15 protein-coding genes and 1 riboswitch are annotated in these 16,132 nt (G+C 73.0%); of the genes, 7 read left to right on the top strand and 8 right to left on the bottom strand.

What is annotated here, in order from left to right; all coding sequences use genetic code 11:
- Window positions 1-91 precede the first annotated feature (91 nt).
- The 3 genes from FHU30_RS06915 to FHU30_RS06905 form a co-directional block, all read right to left on the bottom strand.
- Window positions 92-1,618, bottom strand: a complete 1,527-nt coding sequence (locus FHU30_RS06915; RefSeq protein ID WP_253873088.1) for an FGGY family carbohydrate kinase — start codon at window positions 1,616-1,618, stop codon at window positions 92-94.
- 72 nt (window positions 1,619-1,690) lie between these two features.
- The gene (locus FHU30_RS06910; RefSeq protein ID WP_253873085.1) at window positions 1,691-3,109 is read right to left on the bottom strand and encodes an MFS transporter; all 1,419 of its coding nucleotides are present in this window, start codon (window positions 3,107-3,109) and stop codon (window positions 1,691-1,693) included.
- Between the two features lie 211 nt (window positions 3,110-3,320).
- Window positions 3,321-5,780 carry a helix-turn-helix transcriptional regulator gene (locus FHU30_RS06905; protein ID WP_253873082.1) on the bottom strand — a complete coding sequence of 820 codons (2,460 nt, stop codon included), beginning with the start codon at window positions 5,778-5,780 and terminating at the stop codon, window positions 3,321-3,323.
- A 127-nt stretch (window positions 5,781-5,907) separates the two neighbouring features.
- Here FHU30_RS06905 and FHU30_RS06900 point away from each other — a divergent pair, with 127 nt between their 5' ends.
- Window positions 5,908-6,588: a glycoside hydrolase family 25 protein gene (locus tag FHU30_RS06900; RefSeq protein WP_253873079.1), complete on the top strand. Its 681-nt coding sequence runs from the start codon at window positions 5,908-5,910 to the stop codon at window positions 6,586-6,588.
- 7 nt (window positions 6,589-6,595) lie between these two features.
- On the top strand, window positions 6,596-7,297 hold the full coding sequence (locus tag FHU30_RS06895) for an ankyrin repeat domain-containing protein (RefSeq protein ID WP_253873077.1): 702 nt from the start codon (window positions 6,596-6,598) through the stop codon (window positions 7,295-7,297).
- A gap of 38 nt (window positions 7,298-7,335) precedes the next feature.
- Here FHU30_RS06895 and FHU30_RS06890 read toward each other — a convergent pair whose 3' ends face one another.
- The 4 genes from FHU30_RS06890 to FHU30_RS06875 all read right to left on the bottom strand — a co-directional run bounded on the left by FHU30_RS06890 (window position 7,336) and on the right by FHU30_RS06875 (window position 11,109).
- Entirely contained in the window at window positions 7,336-8,304 is a 969-nt protein-coding gene (locus FHU30_RS06890; RefSeq protein ID WP_253873074.1) for a DUF3761 domain-containing protein, read from the bottom strand.
- 12 nt (window positions 8,305-8,316) lie between these two features.
- Window positions 8,317-9,243: a hypothetical protein gene (locus FHU30_RS06885; protein ID WP_253873072.1), complete on the bottom strand. Its 927-nt coding sequence runs from the start codon at window positions 9,241-9,243 to the stop codon at window positions 8,317-8,319.
- 99 nt (window positions 9,244-9,342) lie between these two features.
- The gene (locus tag FHU30_RS06880; RefSeq protein ID WP_253873069.1) at window positions 9,343-10,065 is read right to left on the bottom strand and encodes a helix-turn-helix domain-containing protein; all 723 of its coding nucleotides are present in this window, start codon (window positions 10,063-10,065) and stop codon (window positions 9,343-9,345) included.
- Between the two features lie 327 nt (window positions 10,066-10,392).
- On the bottom strand, window positions 10,393-11,109 hold the full coding sequence (locus tag FHU30_RS06875) for an alpha/beta fold hydrolase (protein WP_253873066.1): 717 nt from the start codon (window positions 11,107-11,109) through the stop codon (window positions 10,393-10,395).
- A gap of 149 nt (window positions 11,110-11,258) precedes the next feature.
- Between FHU30_RS06875 and FHU30_RS06870 the strand changes: the two genes are divergently transcribed.
- On the top strand, window positions 11,259-12,071 hold the full coding sequence (locus FHU30_RS06870; RefSeq protein WP_253873065.1) for a helix-turn-helix domain-containing protein: 813 nt from the start codon (window positions 11,259-11,261) through the stop codon (window positions 12,069-12,071).
- 28 nt (window positions 12,072-12,099) lie between these two features.
- Here FHU30_RS06870 and FHU30_RS06865 read toward each other — a convergent pair whose 3' ends face one another.
- Complete coding sequence (locus tag FHU30_RS06865) at window positions 12,100-13,179, bottom strand: DNA polymerase domain-containing protein (RefSeq protein ID WP_253873062.1); 1,080 nt, start codon at window positions 13,177-13,179, stop codon at window positions 12,100-12,102.
- Between the two features lie 113 nt (window positions 13,180-13,292).
- Window positions 13,293-13,412, top strand: a riboswitch (cobalamin riboswitch).
- Between the two features lie 35 nt (window positions 13,413-13,447).
- Here FHU30_RS06865 and FHU30_RS06860 point away from each other — a divergent pair.
- The 4 genes from FHU30_RS06860 to FHU30_RS06845 all read left to right on the top strand — a co-directional run bounded on the left by FHU30_RS06860 (window position 13,448) and on the right by FHU30_RS06845 (window position 16,131).
- Window positions 13,448-13,708 carry a CbtB domain-containing protein gene (locus tag FHU30_RS06860; RefSeq protein WP_253873060.1) on the top strand — a complete coding sequence of 87 codons (261 nt, stop codon included), beginning with the start codon at window positions 13,448-13,450 and terminating at the stop codon, window positions 13,706-13,708.
- Window positions 13,709-13,723: 15 nt separating this feature from the next.
- Complete coding sequence (locus tag FHU30_RS06855) at window positions 13,724-14,587, top strand: CbtA family protein (RefSeq protein ID WP_253873057.1); 864 nt, start codon at window positions 13,724-13,726, stop codon at window positions 14,585-14,587.
- Window positions 14,588-14,649: 62 nt separating this feature from the next.
- Window positions 14,650-15,531 (top strand): 3-hydroxyacyl-CoA dehydrogenase NAD-binding domain-containing protein, encoded by an 882-nt coding sequence (locus FHU30_RS06850; RefSeq protein ID WP_253873055.1) that lies wholly within the window; start codon window positions 14,650-14,652, stop codon window positions 15,529-15,531.
- A gap of 120 nt (window positions 15,532-15,651) precedes the next feature.
- Window positions 15,652-16,131: a hypothetical protein gene (locus FHU30_RS06845; RefSeq protein WP_253873053.1), complete on the top strand. Its 480-nt coding sequence runs from the start codon at window positions 15,652-15,654 to the stop codon at window positions 16,129-16,131.
- The last annotated feature ends 1 nt before the right edge of the window (window position 16,132 follow it).

The raw sequence follows: 16,132 nt of genomic DNA, 5'->3' as shown, positions 1-16,132 counted from the left end.
TGATCACATTGACTCCTGGTGTTTCCGTGGTTCCGGGGAGGGCCGGGGGTTCCGGGGAGGTTCGGGGGGTTCGCTCGAACGGCCGAACCGCTCAGGCGGGCGGGGGGCCGGTGAGGTGCGGGGCGAGGACGGTCCGCCACGCGTCCCGCCGCGCGGCCCGCTCCGCCGGGGCGAGCGCGGGTTCGAAGACGCGGCCCGCGGGCTGCGCCTCGACGATGTCCGCGAGGGAGGGCCAGAGGCCCTGCCGGGTCCCGGCGAGGTAGGCGGTGCCGCGCAGGCTCGCGGTCGCCGAGTCGGCGACGCGTTCCAGCGGCAGCCCGATCAGGTCGGCCTGGATCCGCATGAGGGTGTCGCTGCCCGCCACGCCGCCGCCGATCCGGATGCGGCGCAGCGGCGAGCCGGTGGTCGCGGTCACGCCGTCCACCAGGTCGCAGACGGAGTGCGCGATGCCCTCCAGGACGGCACGGGCCAGTTCGGCGCGTCCGGTGGCGAGGGTCAGGCCGCTGAGCGCGGCGGTGGCGCGCGGGCGCCACGCCGGGGTGCGGACCCCAGCGAGCGCGGGCACGAACCACGCGCCTTTGGACGACTCCGCCGTAGCGGCCAGCTCGCCGATCTCGGCCGGGGAGCCGAAGAACCCGAGGTCCTCGCAGAGCCAGCGGAGCGCCGAGCCGGTCGTGGAGCAGTACGCCTCCAGGCTGAACTGCGTGGTGCCGCCCTCGCGCCGTCCGACCTGGGCGAGCACGCCGTCCGCGCCGGGGACGGGCGGGAAGATCTCGGTGCCGGTCGCGGCGTCGGCGAACGTGCCCGTCCCGTACATGCACATCGCGTCGCCCGCGTCGAGGCCGCCGAGCGCGATCAGCGCGGCGTGCTGGTCGCCGAGGGACGCGGCCACCGGCAGCGCCGCCCCGAGGACGTCCGCGTCCGTCACGCCGAGGACGTCGTCGTCCGCGCGCAGCTCGGGCAGCAGCCCCGCCGGGAAGCCGAGCCGCTCGATCCAGTCGGTGTGCCAGGCGTGCTCCAGCAGCAGGTAGCCGCCGGTGGCGCAGGCGTTGGTGGCGGTCGTGGCGTACACCGCGCCGCCGGTGAGGTTCCAGGCGAGCCAGGTGTCGACCGTGCCGAAGCGGAGGCGGCCGTCCTTGGCGGCCTCGGCCACCCGGGGGTTCTCGGCGATCTGCCGCGCCGCCCACAGGAACGGCGAGCGGCTCCCGACCGGACGGCCCGTCCGGGCGAGCAGGTCGGCGTCCCACTCGTCCTCCAGGGCGAGCAGGTCGCCCGCGTACCGGCGGTCCTGCCAGACGACGGCCGGGGTGAGCGGACGGCCCGAGACCCCGTCCCAGAGCACGGCGGTCGCGCGCTGCGTGGACAGCGCGACGGCCGTGACCTCGATGCCGTCCGCGTGCGCGGCGGCCAGCGCGTCCCGGCAGACGGCGAGGGTGGCGGTCCAGATCTCGGCGGCGTCCTGCTCGACCGAGTCGTGGTCGGGGTGGTCCACGCCGATCGGCCGGTAGGCGACGTGCGCGACCGAGCCGTCCTGCCGGACGACGCCCGCCCGCGTCCCGGTGGTGCCCTCGTCGACGGCCAGCACGCCGGGGCCGCGGCTGTCGCTGTGCGGCGCCATGGGCTCCTCCTTCGTGGGGTGGGGCCGCCGGTCCCGGCAGGGACCGGCGGCGGCTTGGGAACGGGCCGCGGCTCAGGACGCGGCGGGCGCCGGGGCGGGATCGCCGACGGCGGGCTGCTCGTCCTCGGCGGCCGCACGGGTCGGCTCCCACTTGATCAGGAGGCAGGTAATGAGCCCGCTGAGCGGCACCACGGCCAGGACAAGAAACGTGTGCCCGAGTCCCAGACCGTCCTTGATCTGCGGGAACAGGTAAAGGCCCGCGACGCTGCCGAAGCTGCCGATCATGCCCGTGACCCCCGTGCCGAGCGCGCGGACCTCGCTGCGGTAGGACAGCGCCGCGATCGACTTGCCGTTCGCGCCCGGCCCGGCCGAGTGCCCGAAGATGAACAGCACCGGCAGGATGAACGCGAACCAGGTCGGGACGTGCCCGAAGGTCAGGCCCATGACGACCAGCACGACGAGCACGATCGCGAAGCCCGCCGCCGAGCTGAGCCGCAGGCCCATCCGGCGCCCGGCGTAGGCCGACAGCAGGCCGCCCGCGATGCCGAACGCGTTGAACACGATCGACCCCATCGTGGCCTTCTCGAACGACTCCCCGAAGATCGCCAGGCTGATCACCGGCAGGTACCAGCCCACCGCGAAGTACTGCATGGCCTGGTCGAGCGAGATGACCGACGACAGGACCGTCCGGCTGAGGTAGCGGCCCTTGAACAGCACGCCCGCCTGCCGGAACCCGACCGGCTTGGCCGCCGGGACGTCCGCCGGCCGCTCGGGCTCGCCCGGCTGCGCCTTGATCCCGTAGAGCCGGTCGAGGTTGCGGACGGCGTCGGCCAGGCGTCCCCGGGTCGCCAGCCAGGACGGGCTCTCCACCAGGAACTTCAGCTGGAGGACGAACAGCGCCGCGGCGAACACGCCTGCCGACCCGACCGACCAGCGCCAGATGTCCGCGCCGGTGTCGAACTCGAAGAACAGCAGGGTGAGGACGAGGTTGCCGGTCGAGGCGATGTACCAGACGCCCTGCCAGAGGTTGAGCCGTCCGGACAGGTTCGCGGGCGTGTACTCGGCGAGCAGCGCCATCGCCACCGCGAAGTCGATGCCGTAGGCGACGCCGACCAGGACGCGGCCGAACCAGACGGTGGTGAAGTCGCCGGCGAACGCCGCGAGCAGCGCTCCGGCCAGCGCGAACAGCTTGGCGGCGAGCAGCGGCGGGACGCGCCCGATCCGGCTGGCGAGCCATCCGCCGACCGGGTTGAACACGATGGCGAGCGCGGGAGCGGTGGCGGTGAGCAGCGACACCTGGTCGCTGCTCAGGTGCATCTGCTTGGTCATGGGCGCCAGGCCGGCGCTGAGCGCGGCGTTGGAGTAGGCGTCCAGGAAGAGGCCGCCGAACACCAGGATCCAGACCAGCCGGGCGCGCCCGGTGATCCTGCCGTGTCCGTCGATGAGCGCTGCGACGTCACGGACGCCGCGGACGAGGGGGTGGTGCGCCATACGACCTGCCTTCGGGGTGGAGGCCCGTCGGGGGTACGTCGGCGCTGCATGAGGGCACGGCGAAGCCACCGACAGGTGGTCTTCGTCTGTGCCTGTCAAACAATGCCCGAAGGCTAGGAAAGCGCGAACGCCCATGTCAAGCCCCGCTTACTTCCGGATCAACGGCCGGCGGGCCGGGCGCCGCGCTGGGCGGCGGGGCGGGCGGTGCCGGTCAGTCGGTGTTCAGGGTGCGCAGGCGGGCGGCGAGCTTCACGCGGCGGGTCACGCCGAGCTTGGCGAAGATGTGCTCCATGTGGGCGTCCACGGTGCGCTTGGAGATGACGAGCCGCTCGGCGATCTCGCGGTTCGACAGGCCCTCCACGGCGAGCGCGGCGACCTCCAGCTCGCGGCGGGTGAGCGGCGGCGTCCCGTCCGGCCCGTCCCCCGGCCCGGACGGCCTGGGCACCCGGACGCGGGCGAGCCGGTCGGTGTCGGACTCGGCGCAGGCGATCACCTCGTCCAGCGGGTGCGACGCGCCCGCCCGCCACAGCTCGCGGAACCGCTCCTCGCCGAGCGCGGCGGTGGCGCGGCGCTCGGCGTCGGCGTGGAAGGTCTCCAGGATCGCCTGCGCGCTGAGCCGCTGCCCCGAGCGCCGCCACAGCACGTCCGCCGCGCCGAGGAGCCAGCCGGCGCGCTCGAAGCGGTCCTGCTCGGCGGCCAGCCAGGCGAGCAGTTCGAGGCAGTAGGCGGTGCCGATCGGGTCGCCGAGCTCGAACTTCATCCGGAGGCCGGTGCATCCGGCCGTGAAGCAGTGCTCGCGGCGCGCCTGGAGGAAGGACGCGACGCCCATGATGAAGTGGGCGTAGCTCTGGAGCCAGCGCTCGCCGCTGCCCTCGCCGACGACGTCGAGCGACCTGCGTGCCGACGCGACCGCCTCGTCCAGGTCGCCGCGCAGCAGCCGCAGGTAGGCGCGGATGCAGTGGAACAGCAGCAGCCCGGTGCGGTTGTCGCCGCTCTCGACCAGCCGCGCGCACCGCTCGTCCGCCGCCGCGGCCTGCTCGAAGTCGCCGAGGAACGTGCGTCCCAGCGCGACGAACATCAGCGCGCGGCCTTCCAGCCACGTGTCGCCGATGTGCCGCGCGACGGCGGCGGCCTCCTCGGCATCGCGGACGCCCACGTCCGCATCGCCCTGGAAGACCGCCATGTGCGACCGGACGCTCAGCGCCCACGACCGCTCGGCGCTCGCGCCCGGCAGGTGCTCCAGGACGCGGGTCTGCCACACGCGCCCGTCGGCGAGCCGTCCGATCATGTGCCAGTAGCCCCACAGGCCGCTGCTCAGCGCCGCCGCCCCGGCGGGCTGAGGCGCGGACGTGGCGTACCGCAGCGCGGCCTGGAGGTTCCCGTGGTCCTGGTGCATCCGGCGGGTGCGGTCGAGCTGGTCGTCGTCGAACATGCGCTCGCCGAACTCGGTGGCGAGCGCGATGAAGTGGTCGAGGTGCCGTCCGGCCATCCGGTCGGCGTCGCCGAGCGCGGCGAGCCGCTCCGCGCCGAACTCGCGGATCGTGTCGAGCATCCGGTAGCGGTCGTCGCCTTCGGCGTCCTCGGCGTTCGCGCCGTCACCGCCCTCGCGCAGGACGACCGACTTGTCCACCAGGCCGATCAGCGCCTCGACGACACCGATCCCGTCCAGCACGCCGTCCCCGGCATCCGGGCTGTCGGTCAGCGCAACGGCTGTGGCGCCGGACGGTATGGCGGACGCGTCGTCGGCGCAGATCCGTTCGGCGGCGGCCAGGCTGAAGGAGCCGGCGAACACCGACAGCCGCGCCCACAACAGCCGCTCGGCCCCGGTGCACAGGTCGTGGCTCCACTCGATCGCGGTGCGCAGCGTCCGGTGCCGCTCGACCTGGGTATTGCGGCCGGTCAGCAGCCGGAACCGGCTGTCCAGCGCGGCGGCGAGCCGGTCCACCGGCAGCGCGCGCAGCCGGGCCGCGGCCAGCTCGACCGCCAGCGGGACGCCGTCCAGCGTCCGGCAGATGGCGACCACGGCGTCCCGGTTCTCGGGCGTCACGCTGAAGCCGGGCGCGACGGCGGCGGCGCGCTGCTCGAACAGTTCGACCGCGTCGCCGCCGTCCGGCCCGACCGGGAGCGGCGCGATCGGGAACAGCCGCTCGCCGGGCGCGCCGAGCGACTGCCGGCTCGTCGCGAGCACCGTCACGCCCGGCGTCGCCGACAGCAGCGCGTCCGCCAGCTCGGCGCAGCCGCGGGCCAGGTGCTCGCAGGTGTCCAGGACGATCAGCGCGGGCCGGTCGGCGAGGAAGCCGATCACCGCGTCCAGCGGGGCGCGGGTGTCGCTGTCGGGGATGCCGAGGCGGGCGGCGAGCGCGCCGGGCAGCAGCTCCGCCTCCCGCATCCCGGACAGTTCGAGGAACGCCAGGCAGCCGCCGAAATCCCGCTCCGCGCCCGCCGCGGCGCGCACCGCCACGCGGGTCTTGCCCACCCCGCCCGGTCCGACCACCGTGACCAGGCGCTCGGTGCCGAGCAGCGCCGTCAGCCGCGCCACCTCGTCCCGCCTGCCGACGAACCCCGTCGTCTCCTGCGGCAGCCCGGAGCCGCGCGCCAGCGAGGAACCCCGACCGGGGGTCGGCGGGACGGCGTCCCCCGGCGGCGCGGTGCCCGGCGGTGTGATGCTCATCGCATAACACTGTAGATCTGATCGGCCACGGACGGTACTGGAACGGTGAGCCATCGTCCGAACGGTTGATGCGTGCTTCAGCCGATCGCTGGCACCCGTTCCGCTCGTCCGCGGCGAGGTTGGATGCATGAACCGCATCTCCCGTCTCCTCGCCCTGCCGCTCGCAGGGGCCGCGGCCGCCCTCGGCCTCGCCCTGCCCGCGCAGGCGGAGACCAGCAACCCCGGCCTGCCCCACGGCATCGACGTCTCGTCGTTCGACCAGGGCATCGACTGGCGCAGCGGCGATCTCGCCTTCGGCATCGCGAAGGCGACCGAGGGGCGGACCCTCGACGATCCCGGCTTCGCCCAGAACTGGAAGGAGCTCGGCCAGTACGGCAAGGTGCGCGGCGCCTACCACTACGCGCACCCGGACAACGACCCGGTGCAGGAGGCCGACCACTTCGTCCGGGTCGTCCAGCAGCAGGGCCTGAAGGACGGCGACCTGCTCATGCTCGACCTGGAGGACAGCGACGGGCGGTCCACGCAGGCCGTGAACGCCTGGGCGAAGACGTGGCTGGAACGCGTCACGCAGCAGACCGGCGTCAAGCCGTTCTTCTACAGCTCCTGGTCGTTCGCGCAGCAGTACGGCGCGGGCCTCGGCGACTACCCGCTCTGGGTCGCGCACTACGGCGAGGACGCCGGGCAGGTCACCCCGCCCGCGCCCTGGACGTCCTGGACCCTGCACCAGTACGCGTCCACCGACCACGACCACAACGTGTCGCGGCTGAGCACCGACCAGCTGAAGGCGCTGGGATACCACCAGCGCTGATGGCGGCATGATGATCGACCGGAGAGGGGCGCTGGGCGTGCTCGCGCTCGGCGCCCTGGCCGCCTGCGGCACCCTGGCCGCGTGCGCCAGCCCGCCCACCGAGAGAGCCGGAGCCATGCCCAACGAATCCCTGCTGAAGGCCGCGGCGCAAGGCGACGCCGCCGCCGTCCGGGACGCCCTGACCGCCGGTGCCGACACCGAGACCCGCGACGGACGCCGCCGCACCCCGCTGCTGCTCGCGTCCGCCGCCGACCATGTCGAGGCCGCGGAGGTCCTGGTCGCCGCCGGCGCCGACCCGAACGCGCAGGACGACCAGCGCGACAGCGCCTTCCTGGTCACCGGCGTGACCGGAAGCGTCGCGATGCTGCGCGCCCTGCTCCCCGCCAAGCCCGACCTCACCCTGACCAACCGCTACGGCGGCGTCGCCCTGATCCCCGCCTGCGAGCGCGGGCACGTCGACTACGTCCGCGAGGTGCTGAAGACCGGCATCAATGTCGACCACGTCAACAACCTCGGGTGGACGGGACTGCTCGAAGCCATCGTCCTCGGCGACGGCTCCCCGCCGTACCAGCAGATCGTCCGCCTCCTGATCAGCGGCGGCGCGGACGTGAACCTCGCGGACGGCGAAGGCGTGTCACCGCTGGAGAACGCCACGCGCAAGCACCAGCGCGAGATCGCCGACATCCTCCGCGCCGCCGGCGCCCGCTAGAACCCGCGCGCTAGAGCCCGCGCGCTAGAGCCCGCGCGCTAGAGCCACTGCGCGACACCGCCGTGGTGCGAACACGTGCCGCGGCGGTGCGCGGAGAACGAGTACGTGCCGTCGCGGCAGAGCGCCGTGGCTCCTGACGGCGCGTGGTCCCCGCCGCCGTCGCCGGGTTCGGACGGCTCGTCGGTCGGCGTGTCGGGTGGCGCTTCGGTCGGTGTGTCGGAGGTCGGCGGAGCCGTCGGCGTCGGGGACGGCGTCGGCTTGGGTTTGACGCAGACCGAGGACCACACGCCCGACTGCATCGCCTTCGCGGTGACCTCGGCCTGCTTCATCCCGGCATCGGCTGACTTGACCGCCCGCGCGTCGCCGTCCTGGACGAGCCGCAGGTTGATCGACTCGCCGCGGTTCGCCCACAGCAGGACGCCGCCCTTCGCCGCAGCGGCGTAGACAGGCGTGGTCTCCGAAAGCCGCGCCTCCAGGGCCGTTTTCGACTCCCCGCTGTGGCACTGCTTGCCGCGCGGGGACGCCAGGCCGAGCAGCGCGACCGTCGTCTTCGTCCCCTTGCGGAAGCCGCCGCGGCGGTCGTCCAGCGCGTGCAGGCGGACGGTCTGGCCGTCCACCACCTCGTCCACGACGACGCGCTGCGCCTGCGCGGGAACCCCGGCGGGCAGCGTGGGGCTGGGACTGGGGCGGGCCGAGGACGGCACGGACGCGGCCGTCGCAGTCCCGTCGTCGCGCGGGGGCGACGCGGGGGTCACCGCCGCCAGCACGAACAGGAAGGCGAGGAACCCGAAACCGCCGCTCCGCGCCAGCTTGCGCGCCGGATGCGTCCGGACCGGCCCGAGGACGACCCGCTTGACCTGCCGGATCGGCGTCGGGTCCGAATAGCTCCAGTAATCCCATCCAGGTGGAGCGGGCGGCCACGCCGGATTCGGCAGCCAGCCGGGCGGCGGCGTCCAGCCGGGCCCGGGGTCGGGCCATCCGGGCGGTGGGTTGAAGCGGCGTCCCATCGAAAGTCCTCCTCAGACGTCCGCGGCAAGTCCGTCGGCCAGCGCCGCGAGGACGGCGGCCAGCCCCGGCTCGGCGGACGGATCGAGCGCCGCGACCTCGCGCGTGCGGCCGGTCCTGCGCAGCAGCCCGCCGGGCACGCCGGCCAGTGCCTCGGCGGGGTCGATCCGCGTCCACGGCGTCGCCTGGCAGCGCTCGCGGTCGAACCGTCCCGCGAAGACCGCCTCGAACCCGTTCACCTGGCGAGCCGCGACGCGGACCGCGACGACGCGGAACTCCTGGACGCTCGGCGCGGCGGCGAACCCTTCCTTCACGGCCGCCAGCACGGTCGAGCCGAGCGCCGCGAGGTACACCTGGTTGCGGTCGGTCTTGGTGCGCGGCTTCAGCGTCGGCCTGCCCGCGGGCGTGACCGTGGCGCACTTCTCGGGGACGAGCCCGAGCCCGGGGAACAGCACGGCGACGGTCGCGTACCGGACGCCGTCCTCGTCGTCCACGTCGAGGCACACGGCAGGCGCCCGGTCGTCGTCGAATGCCGCTTCGAGCGCGGCCCTGACAGCGACCGGATCGTGGTCGACGAGCTTGCGCCATTCCAGATCGGCGTCACGCATCAGCCGCTGATACTCGGCCTGCATCCGGGCATCGGCCTCTTGCGCCTGTCCGAATGCGGCCTGGCGCGCCCATTCCGCGACCTGCCTCCGCTTGGCGAACTCGAAAAGCCCGAGCGCGCCGATATGGATCTCCCTGAGACGGCCCTCGATCGGCGCGGGATCGGTGCGCGGAGGCAGCGGGACGAACGCCCGCGTGGCAGGCGCGAAGTTCTGGTGGTGGACGGTCACGAGCGCCCGCTCGATCCGGGCGAGTTCCGCGACCTGCTGCAGGCGCTCGGCCTCCCGAACCTGCCGTTCGAGCTGCGAGACCTTGAAGCCGGCTCCCAACCCCATGACTCCCCCGCTCGGCCATGGCGGGGGGCGGCTGTTACGGAGGATACACGGATCGTGTGGAACGTCCAGATATGCAGCTGAATGATCTTGAGCGGGGGGTTATCTGCGGGTGGGGAGGATCGTGCCGTTGCAGCAGGAATAGGCGACGACGGATGAGCCGCGGCGGAGGAGTTCGGGCGGGACGGTGTGGACCCTGGCGTCGTTGGTCAGGGGAATGCCGACGTCGGTGCCGCCTATGCCGTCGAAGAGCTTGACGGTGCAGTCGGAGTGTTCGAGGCGGTAGGCGGTGGCGCGGTGCTGGATGGGGATGGGCAGGTCATAGACGAGACGGTATTCGTCGGCATTGCCGCAGCGGGCATTGAACGACCAGATGGCCGCATTGGAACTCTCTGGATTCCGCCCTTCCAGCAGGGTTACCGAGAAATGCGGGCCACGGGTGCCGGAGTCGGAGTGGTGCCGGCTTGTCACGGCGTTCACTGCGGGCACAATGGCACCGCCCACCAGAATGCCGAATGCGACGCAGATCAAAGGGATCAGCCACGGCGGGCGGGATTTCGGCGCCGGTTCCTGGACCGTTCGGCCGTTCTGCTCCGGCTCATTCCGCGCGGCCGTCCAGAGCGGTTGGAGCTGCTCCGGTTCGCGGCCCGCGACCCTGCACAGGGCCGACACGACGTCCCAGGGCGGGACGGTCTTGCCGGACAGGTAGCGGGACAGGCTGGAGTCGCTGACGTGCAGGTCGGACTCCAGATCCTTGAGGCTTCGGCCGGAGACCTCGCGAAGCCGCCGGAGCTCGGTCGCGAGCCGGTCACGGGTGGTGGTCATGGGAGCCCCCGTACGAGTCGTCCGGACGCCCCGGCCCGTCCCGGGACGTCCCGCGCTACCCGCATTACCGCACGGAGCCGCGCGGGGCGTCCCGATCGTGTCCCGAATCGGCCGTGACCACTTGGCGCCTACCTGATCAGAGCCGCGGCATTCTCGCTGCCGGCCGCGATCGGGAGGTTCTCATGGCCGAAATTCGAAAGCCCACCGGAACGCCCGCGAAACGGACGCGAAACGGATGCGGAATGGCGTTGCGGCGACGGCGGATCCCGCGTCGGATACCAGTGGATCGGGCTCCGCGTGACGGCGGCGAACCCGATGGGCGAGGGGTCAGGCGAGAGTGAGGAGGAGGTCGGTGAGCGCCCTCGGGGTGGTGATCATGCAGTCGTGGCCGGTGTCGAGGCGGAGGACGCGGGACGGGGTGCCGTCGGGCTCGGTGTCCGGGACGGGGCGGCGGGTGATGCCCTTCGGGGCGGGGCCCACGCAGTGGATGTGCGTCCTCGGGATCGTGTTCGCGGCCGGGTCGTCCATGCGGACGGGCTCGGTGAGGCAGCGGATCGGCTGGTCCGAGAGGAGGGTGCGGAGCCAGGCGGCGTCGTCCGGGTCGGTGACGCCGAACAGGCCGAGGGGCGGCGGCTGCTCGGGCGGCGGCGGGACGCGCCAGCCGTCGGCGGCGTGCTCGGCGGCCTTGCGGGCGGCGGGCATGACGTCCATCGCGGTCTCGCCGTCCACGGGGACCATCGCGTCGAGGAAGACCAGGCGCGCGATCCGGTCCGGGACGCGGTGCGCGACGCCCGAGATGACCATCCCGGCGTAGCTGTGGCCCACCAGGACCACGTCGGTCAGGCCGTTCGCGAGGATCTCGGTGGTGATGTCGTCCACGTGCGTGCCGAGGCCGACGTCCGGGCCGGCCAGGTGGATCTTGTCACCGTAGCCGGTCAGGGTGGGCGCGAGGGCGCGGTGCCCGGCCCCTTCCAGCAGCGGGACGACCCGCTCCCAGGCGCGTCCGCTGTGCCAGGCGCCGTGCACCAGCAGGTATGTGGTCATGGGGAGACTCCCGAGGGTGCTCGTCCGCGGTCGGTCTGCCGCGGTTCTGAGCCCACGGTGCGTCCGGGATTTCGGACCAGCCAGAACCCCGCCGATCCTGGGGGTGGCAGGACCAGGCAGGCGCCCTCCGGGCCGCATACGGTGGAGGGGTGAGGCAACCGAACGTGCTGGGCGAGTACCTGCGGGCGCGCCGGGAGCTGGTCACGCCGGACCAGGCGGGCCTGCCCGCGTCGGGCATCCGGCGGGTGCCGGGCCTGCGGCGCGAGGAGGTGGCGCTGCTGGCCGGGATCAGCGCCGACTACTACCTGCGCCTGGAGCAGGGGCGCGACCGGAACCCGTCCGTCCAGGTGCTGGAGGCGCTCGCCCGGGCGCTGCGCCTGGACGCCGACGCGACCGCGTACCTGCTGCGCCTCGCCGCTCCGAACCGGCCGAAACGCCGTCCCGCCGGGGAGGACGTCCCGGAGAGCGTCGCCAAGCTGGTCGCGGCGCTCGGGCTGCCCGCGATCGTCGAGAGCCGCCACCTGGACGTCCTCGCCGCGAACCCGGCGGCCACGGCGCTGTCACCGCGCCTGGTGGTCGGGGCGAACCGGCTGCGGGACGCGTTCCTCGACCCGGCCGAGCGCGCGCTCTACCCGGACTGGGAGCACGCCGCGTCCAGCCTGGTCGCCGGGTTCCGCGAGACCGCCGGCGCGGACGCCGGCGACCCGGGGCTCCCCGCGCTCGTGGACGAGCTGTCCCAGGCCAGCCCCGAGTTCGCCCGGCTGTGGGCGCTGCACGACGTCGCCGTCTGCGAGGGCGCGCCGATCCGGCTGGACCACCCGCGCGTGGGACGGCTCCAGCTGAACCGGGAGCGGCTCGGCGTCAGCGGGACGGCGGGCCAGAAGCTCGTCGTCTTCCACCCCGACCCCGGCACCGGCAGCGAGGCGAAACTGGCCCTGCTCACCACCTCGGCCGCCGCCTGACCTGCACTCGCGCGTCGTGGGCCTGGGCTCAGTCGTTGCGGGCCTTGCTGGGCTGGACGCGCTTCGGCTCGCCTTCCATCTTCGGGTAGTTGGGCGGGTAGGGGGCGTCGCCGAGGCCGTGGTCCTGCTCGTCGCGGTCGGCCATCTCCAGGAGCGGCTCCAGGGAGAAGGACTTGTCGTCGATGGTGGCGTGCAGGTCGCCGACCTCGGCGAAGCGGGCCGGCATGGTGGCGATGGTGAAGTCGTGCGGGTCGGCGTCGGCCAGCTCGTCCCATGTCAGCGGGGCGGAGACGGGCGCGTACGGCAGCGGGCGGACGCTGTAGGCGGACGCGATCGTGCGGTCGCGCGCGTTCTGGTTGAAGTCGACGAAGACCTGCTCGCCGCGCTCCTCCTTCCACCACTTGGTGGTGACCTCGGCCGGGACGCGCCGCTCGACCTCGCGCCCGAACGCGAGCGCGGCCCGCCTGACCTCGGTGAACGTCCAGCGCGGCTCGATCCGGACGTAGATGTGCACGCCGCCCTTGCCGGACGTCTTGACGTACCCGGTGTAGCCCAGCTCGCCGAGCAGGTCGCGGGCCGGGCCGAGCGCGACCCGGACGGCGTCGGAGAAGTCCGTGCCGGGCTGCGGGTCGAGGTCGATGCGCAGCTCGTCGGGGTGGTCGACGTCGGCGCCGCGGACCGGCCAGGGGTGGAAGGTCAGGGTGCCGAGGTTCGCCGCCCACGCGATCGTCGCGACCTCGGTCGGCATGACCTCGTCGGCGGACCGCCCGCTCGGGAAGGCGATACGGGCGGTCTGCACCCATTCGGGCGCGCCCTTGGGGATGCGCTTCTGGTAGAACGCGTCGGACTTGCCCGCGCCGAACCCGGCCTGGCCGCGCGCGTAGTCCTCGCGGGTGGCCATCTTCGCGCCCTCGAACACACCGCCGGGCCAGCGTTCGAGCGTGGTCGGGCGGTCGCGCGTGGCGCGCAGGATGCCGTCCCCCACCGCGATGAAGTACTCCACGAGCTGCCGCTTGGTGTACCCGTGCTCCGGAAAGTAGACCTTGTCCGGGTTGGAGACCTTGACGAGCCGCTCTCCGACCGGGATCTCGATATAAGGCGAGGCCATAAAGGCACGCTAACCCACCCGTCCGACACTCCCCCGCCCGAGCCCGGGACGGTGTCCGGTTCGCCCCGGAGGACACAGTCGTGTCCGGTTCATTGACGGGCGGGCGCGCGGAGCTTACGGTCACGGCGGAAGGCGGTTGGGGAAGCCGGTGCAACTCCGGCACGGTCGCGCCACTGTGTTCCGGGCCCACGCGGTCCGGGGAGTCAGACCCTCGCCGTCCTCCCAGGTCCATCGAGTCGGGACGCGTGATCCCAGGGAGGCCCCGCAGATGAGCGCATCGACCGTCCACAGCCCCGCCCCGACCGCCCCGTCCACCCGGACCGCCCCGACCTCCCGGACCGGCGCGACGCCGGTCGTGCTCGGCGGGTCGCGCGCGCTGCTGTGGCTGTTCGGCACGGCCCTGTTCGGCGTGGTGCTGTACTACTTCATCGGCATCGACCAGGGCGCCACCTCGGTGTTCGGCGACAACATGTACATCCACGAGTTCGTGCACGACGCGCGGCACCTCATCGGCTTCCCCTGCCACTGAGCGCGGGCGGACGCCGTGGAGGGGCGGTTCGTCGCCCGGGGCATGCTCGTGGGCGTGCTCGGCGGCCTGCTCGCCTTCGTGTTCGCGCGGATCTTCGCCGAGCCGCCGATCCGGCGCGCCGCCGACTACGAGAGCGGACGCGAGGCCGCGCAGAACGCGCTCGACAGGGCCGCCGGGCTGCCGGTCGAGACGCCCGGTCCGGACCTTTTCAGCCGGTCCGTCCAGGGCAACCTCGGGCTCGGCATCGGGATGGTCCTGTTCGGTCTCGCGGTCGGCGCCCTGTATTCGGTCGCCTACATCCTGGCCTGCGGACGGACCGGAGGCGTCCGCCCGCGGCAGCTCGCCCTGCTCGTCGCGCTGGGCGGCTTCCTGGCGCTGTACCTGATCCCGTTCCTGAAGTACCCGGCCGATCCGCCCGCGATCGGGCATGAGGCGACGATCCGCGACCGCAGCGGCCTGTACCTGCTGATGGTCGGGACGTCGATCGTCGTGCTGGTCGCCGGGGTCTGGCTCGGCCAGCGCCTCCGGCCCCGGTTCGGGACGTGGAACGCCACCCTCCTCGCCGCTCTGGCCTGCGTCATCGTCCTCGGCGCGGTGATGTGGGCGCTGCCCTCGGTGGGGCATCTGCCGGCGAACGTCCACCAGTACGGGCGCCAGGCCACCGAGACACCGCCGCCGCTGCGGAACGCCCAAGGGCAGATCGTCTATCCCGGCTTCCCGGCGGACGTCCTGTTCGAGTTCCGCCTGTACTCGGTCGCCGCGCAGGCCGTCCTGTGGGCCACGATCGGCATCGCGTTCGCCCCGCTGGCCGATCGCCTGCTGGCGCCGTCCCCGAGCCCGGACGGCCGGAACGTGAAGAAACGATCACTCTGGGTATAAAGCCGGAAGCGGCTCGCGCAGGGGGCGCGGGCCGGGTCTCGCACGACTTCGGGGTGAGGTTCATGGCGGTTGTGACGATCGTGGGGGCGGGTGTCATCGGGCTCTCCTGGGCGCGGCTTTTCGGCCAGGCCGGATGGGAGGTCCGGATCAGCGACCCCCGGCCCGACCTGAAGGACGTCGTGGACCAGCACCTCGGCGGCCTCTCCGTGTCCACCTCGCACGACCTCGCCGAGGCGGCGCCCGGCGCGGACTTCGTCCAGGAGTGCGGGCCCGAGCGGATCGAGCTCAAGGAGGAGCTGTTCGGCATCCTGGCCCTGAACACGGGCTCGGGGGTGGTGCTGGCGTCCTCGTCGTCCTCGCTGCTGCCGTCCGCCATCGCCAAGGGGAACCCGGTCGCCGAGCGGATCCTGGTCGGCCACCCGTTCAACCCGCCGGAGCTGATGCCGCTGGTCGAGGTCGTCCCCGGCCCGGACACCGCCGAACGGACCGTCGACCGCGCCGTCGAGGTCTACCGCGCGCTCGGCAAGACGCCGATCAGGCTGAAGAAGGAGGTTCCGGGCTTCGTCGGCAACCGGCTGCAGAAGGTGTTCAACGACCAGGCCATGTACCTCGTCCAGCAGGGCGTGATCGACGTGGCGGACATGGACGAGCTGGTCCGCGCGTCCCTCGGGCTGCGCTGGGCGACGGTCGGGCCGTTCGAGAGCGGCGTCCTGGGCGGCGGGCCGGGCGGGATGCGGCACCTGGTCGAGCACGTCGGCTCGCAGATGACCTTCGACATCGGCACGCCCGACCCGGACGATCTCGGCGAGACCCTGGACCAGGTCGAGCAGGCGTACGGGACGGGCAAGGAGGCCTACGAGCGGCTGGTGAAGATCCGCGACGACCGCACGCGCGCCATCCTCAAGCCCCTGGGCTGGCCTTCCGGACCGTCCGCCGGAAAGTAGCCGGGTTGTCGGAAGCGGGTTGCCGGAGCCGGGTTGTCAGAAGCGGGTCCTAGGTTGGTGCGCCGACGTGTGTTTCGTCGCCGGCGCGCGGGCGCGGGCGACCGATCTTGAGGACCTGCCATGGACACCGACGCCCCCGACGACGGGCGCAGCGACTTCGACTTCATCTACGGGCGCTGGCGGGTGCACAACCGCAAGCTCGTGGACGTCACGGACCCGTCCTGCGAGGAGTGGACCGAGTTCGAGGGACGCTCGGAGGCCGATCCGATCCTGGCCGGCATCGGGCATATCGACCGGATCTGGACCGACACCTTCGAGGGTTTCACGCTCCGGCAGTTCGACCCGAACGCCCGGGTCTGGCGGATCTGGTGGGCGGCCACCTCGCGGCCGGGCCACCTGGACCCGCCCGTCGAGGGCTCCTTCAAGGACGGGCGCGGCCTGTTCTACTGCGACGACGTTCTGGGCGGCCATGAGGTGAAGGTCCGCTTCGAGTGGACGATCCCGTCTCCGGACGCGCCGCGCTGGGAGCAGGCGTTCTCCTACGACGGCGGCGCGACCTGGCGCACCAACTGGACGATGCAGCTGACCCGCATGCCCTGAC

Origin of the sequence: Actinomadura rupiterrae, assembly GCF_024172125.1 — a bacterium.
Taxonomy (GTDB): domain Bacteria; phylum Actinomycetota; class Actinomycetes; order Streptosporangiales; family Streptosporangiaceae; genus Spirillospora; species Spirillospora rupiterrae.
Note: the sequence above shows the minus strand (reverse complement) of the source record. Positions and strands in the feature narration are given on the sequence as shown.

Coding starts and splice junctions, on each gene's coding strand:
- FHU30_RS06915 (WP_253873088.1), bottom strand. CDS start 1,618: ATGGCGCCGCACAGCGACAGCCGCGGCCCCGGCGTGCTGGCCGTCGAC.
- FHU30_RS06910 (WP_253873085.1), bottom strand. CDS start 3,109: ATGGCGCACCACCCCCTCGTCCGCGGCGTCCGTGACGTCGCAGCGCTC.
- FHU30_RS06905 (WP_253873082.1), bottom strand. CDS start 5,780: ATGAGCATCACACCGCCGGGCACCGCGCCGCCGGGGGACGCCGTCCCG.
- FHU30_RS06900 (WP_253873079.1), top strand. CDS start 5,908: ATGAACCGCATCTCCCGTCTCCTCGCCCTGCCGCTCGCAGGGGCCGCG.
- FHU30_RS06895 (WP_253873077.1), top strand. CDS start 6,596: ATGATGATCGACCGGAGAGGGGCGCTGGGCGTGCTCGCGCTCGGCGCC.
- FHU30_RS06890 (WP_253873074.1), bottom strand. CDS start 8,304: ATGGGACGCCGCTTCAACCCACCGCCCGGATGGCCCGACCCCGGGCCC.
- FHU30_RS06885 (WP_253873072.1), bottom strand. CDS start 9,243: ATGGGGTTGGGAGCCGGCTTCAAGGTCTCGCAGCTCGAACGGCAGGTT.
- FHU30_RS06880 (WP_253873069.1), bottom strand. CDS start 10,065: ATGACCACCACCCGTGACCGGCTCGCGACCGAGCTCCGGCGGCTTCGC.
- FHU30_RS06875 (WP_253873066.1), bottom strand. CDS start 11,109: ATGACCACATACCTGCTGGTGCACGGCGCCTGGCACAGCGGACGCGCC.
- FHU30_RS06865 (WP_253873062.1), bottom strand. CDS start 13,179: ATGGCCTCGCCTTATATCGAGATCCCGGTCGGAGAGCGGCTCGTCAAG.
- FHU30_RS06860 (WP_253873060.1), top strand. CDS start 13,448: ATGAGCGCATCGACCGTCCACAGCCCCGCCCCGACCGCCCCGTCCACC.
- FHU30_RS06850 (WP_253873055.1), top strand. CDS start 14,650: ATGGCGGTTGTGACGATCGTGGGGGCGGGTGTCATCGGGCTCTCCTGG.
- FHU30_RS06845 (WP_253873053.1), top strand. CDS start 15,652: ATGGACACCGACGCCCCCGACGACGGGCGCAGCGACTTCGACTTCATC.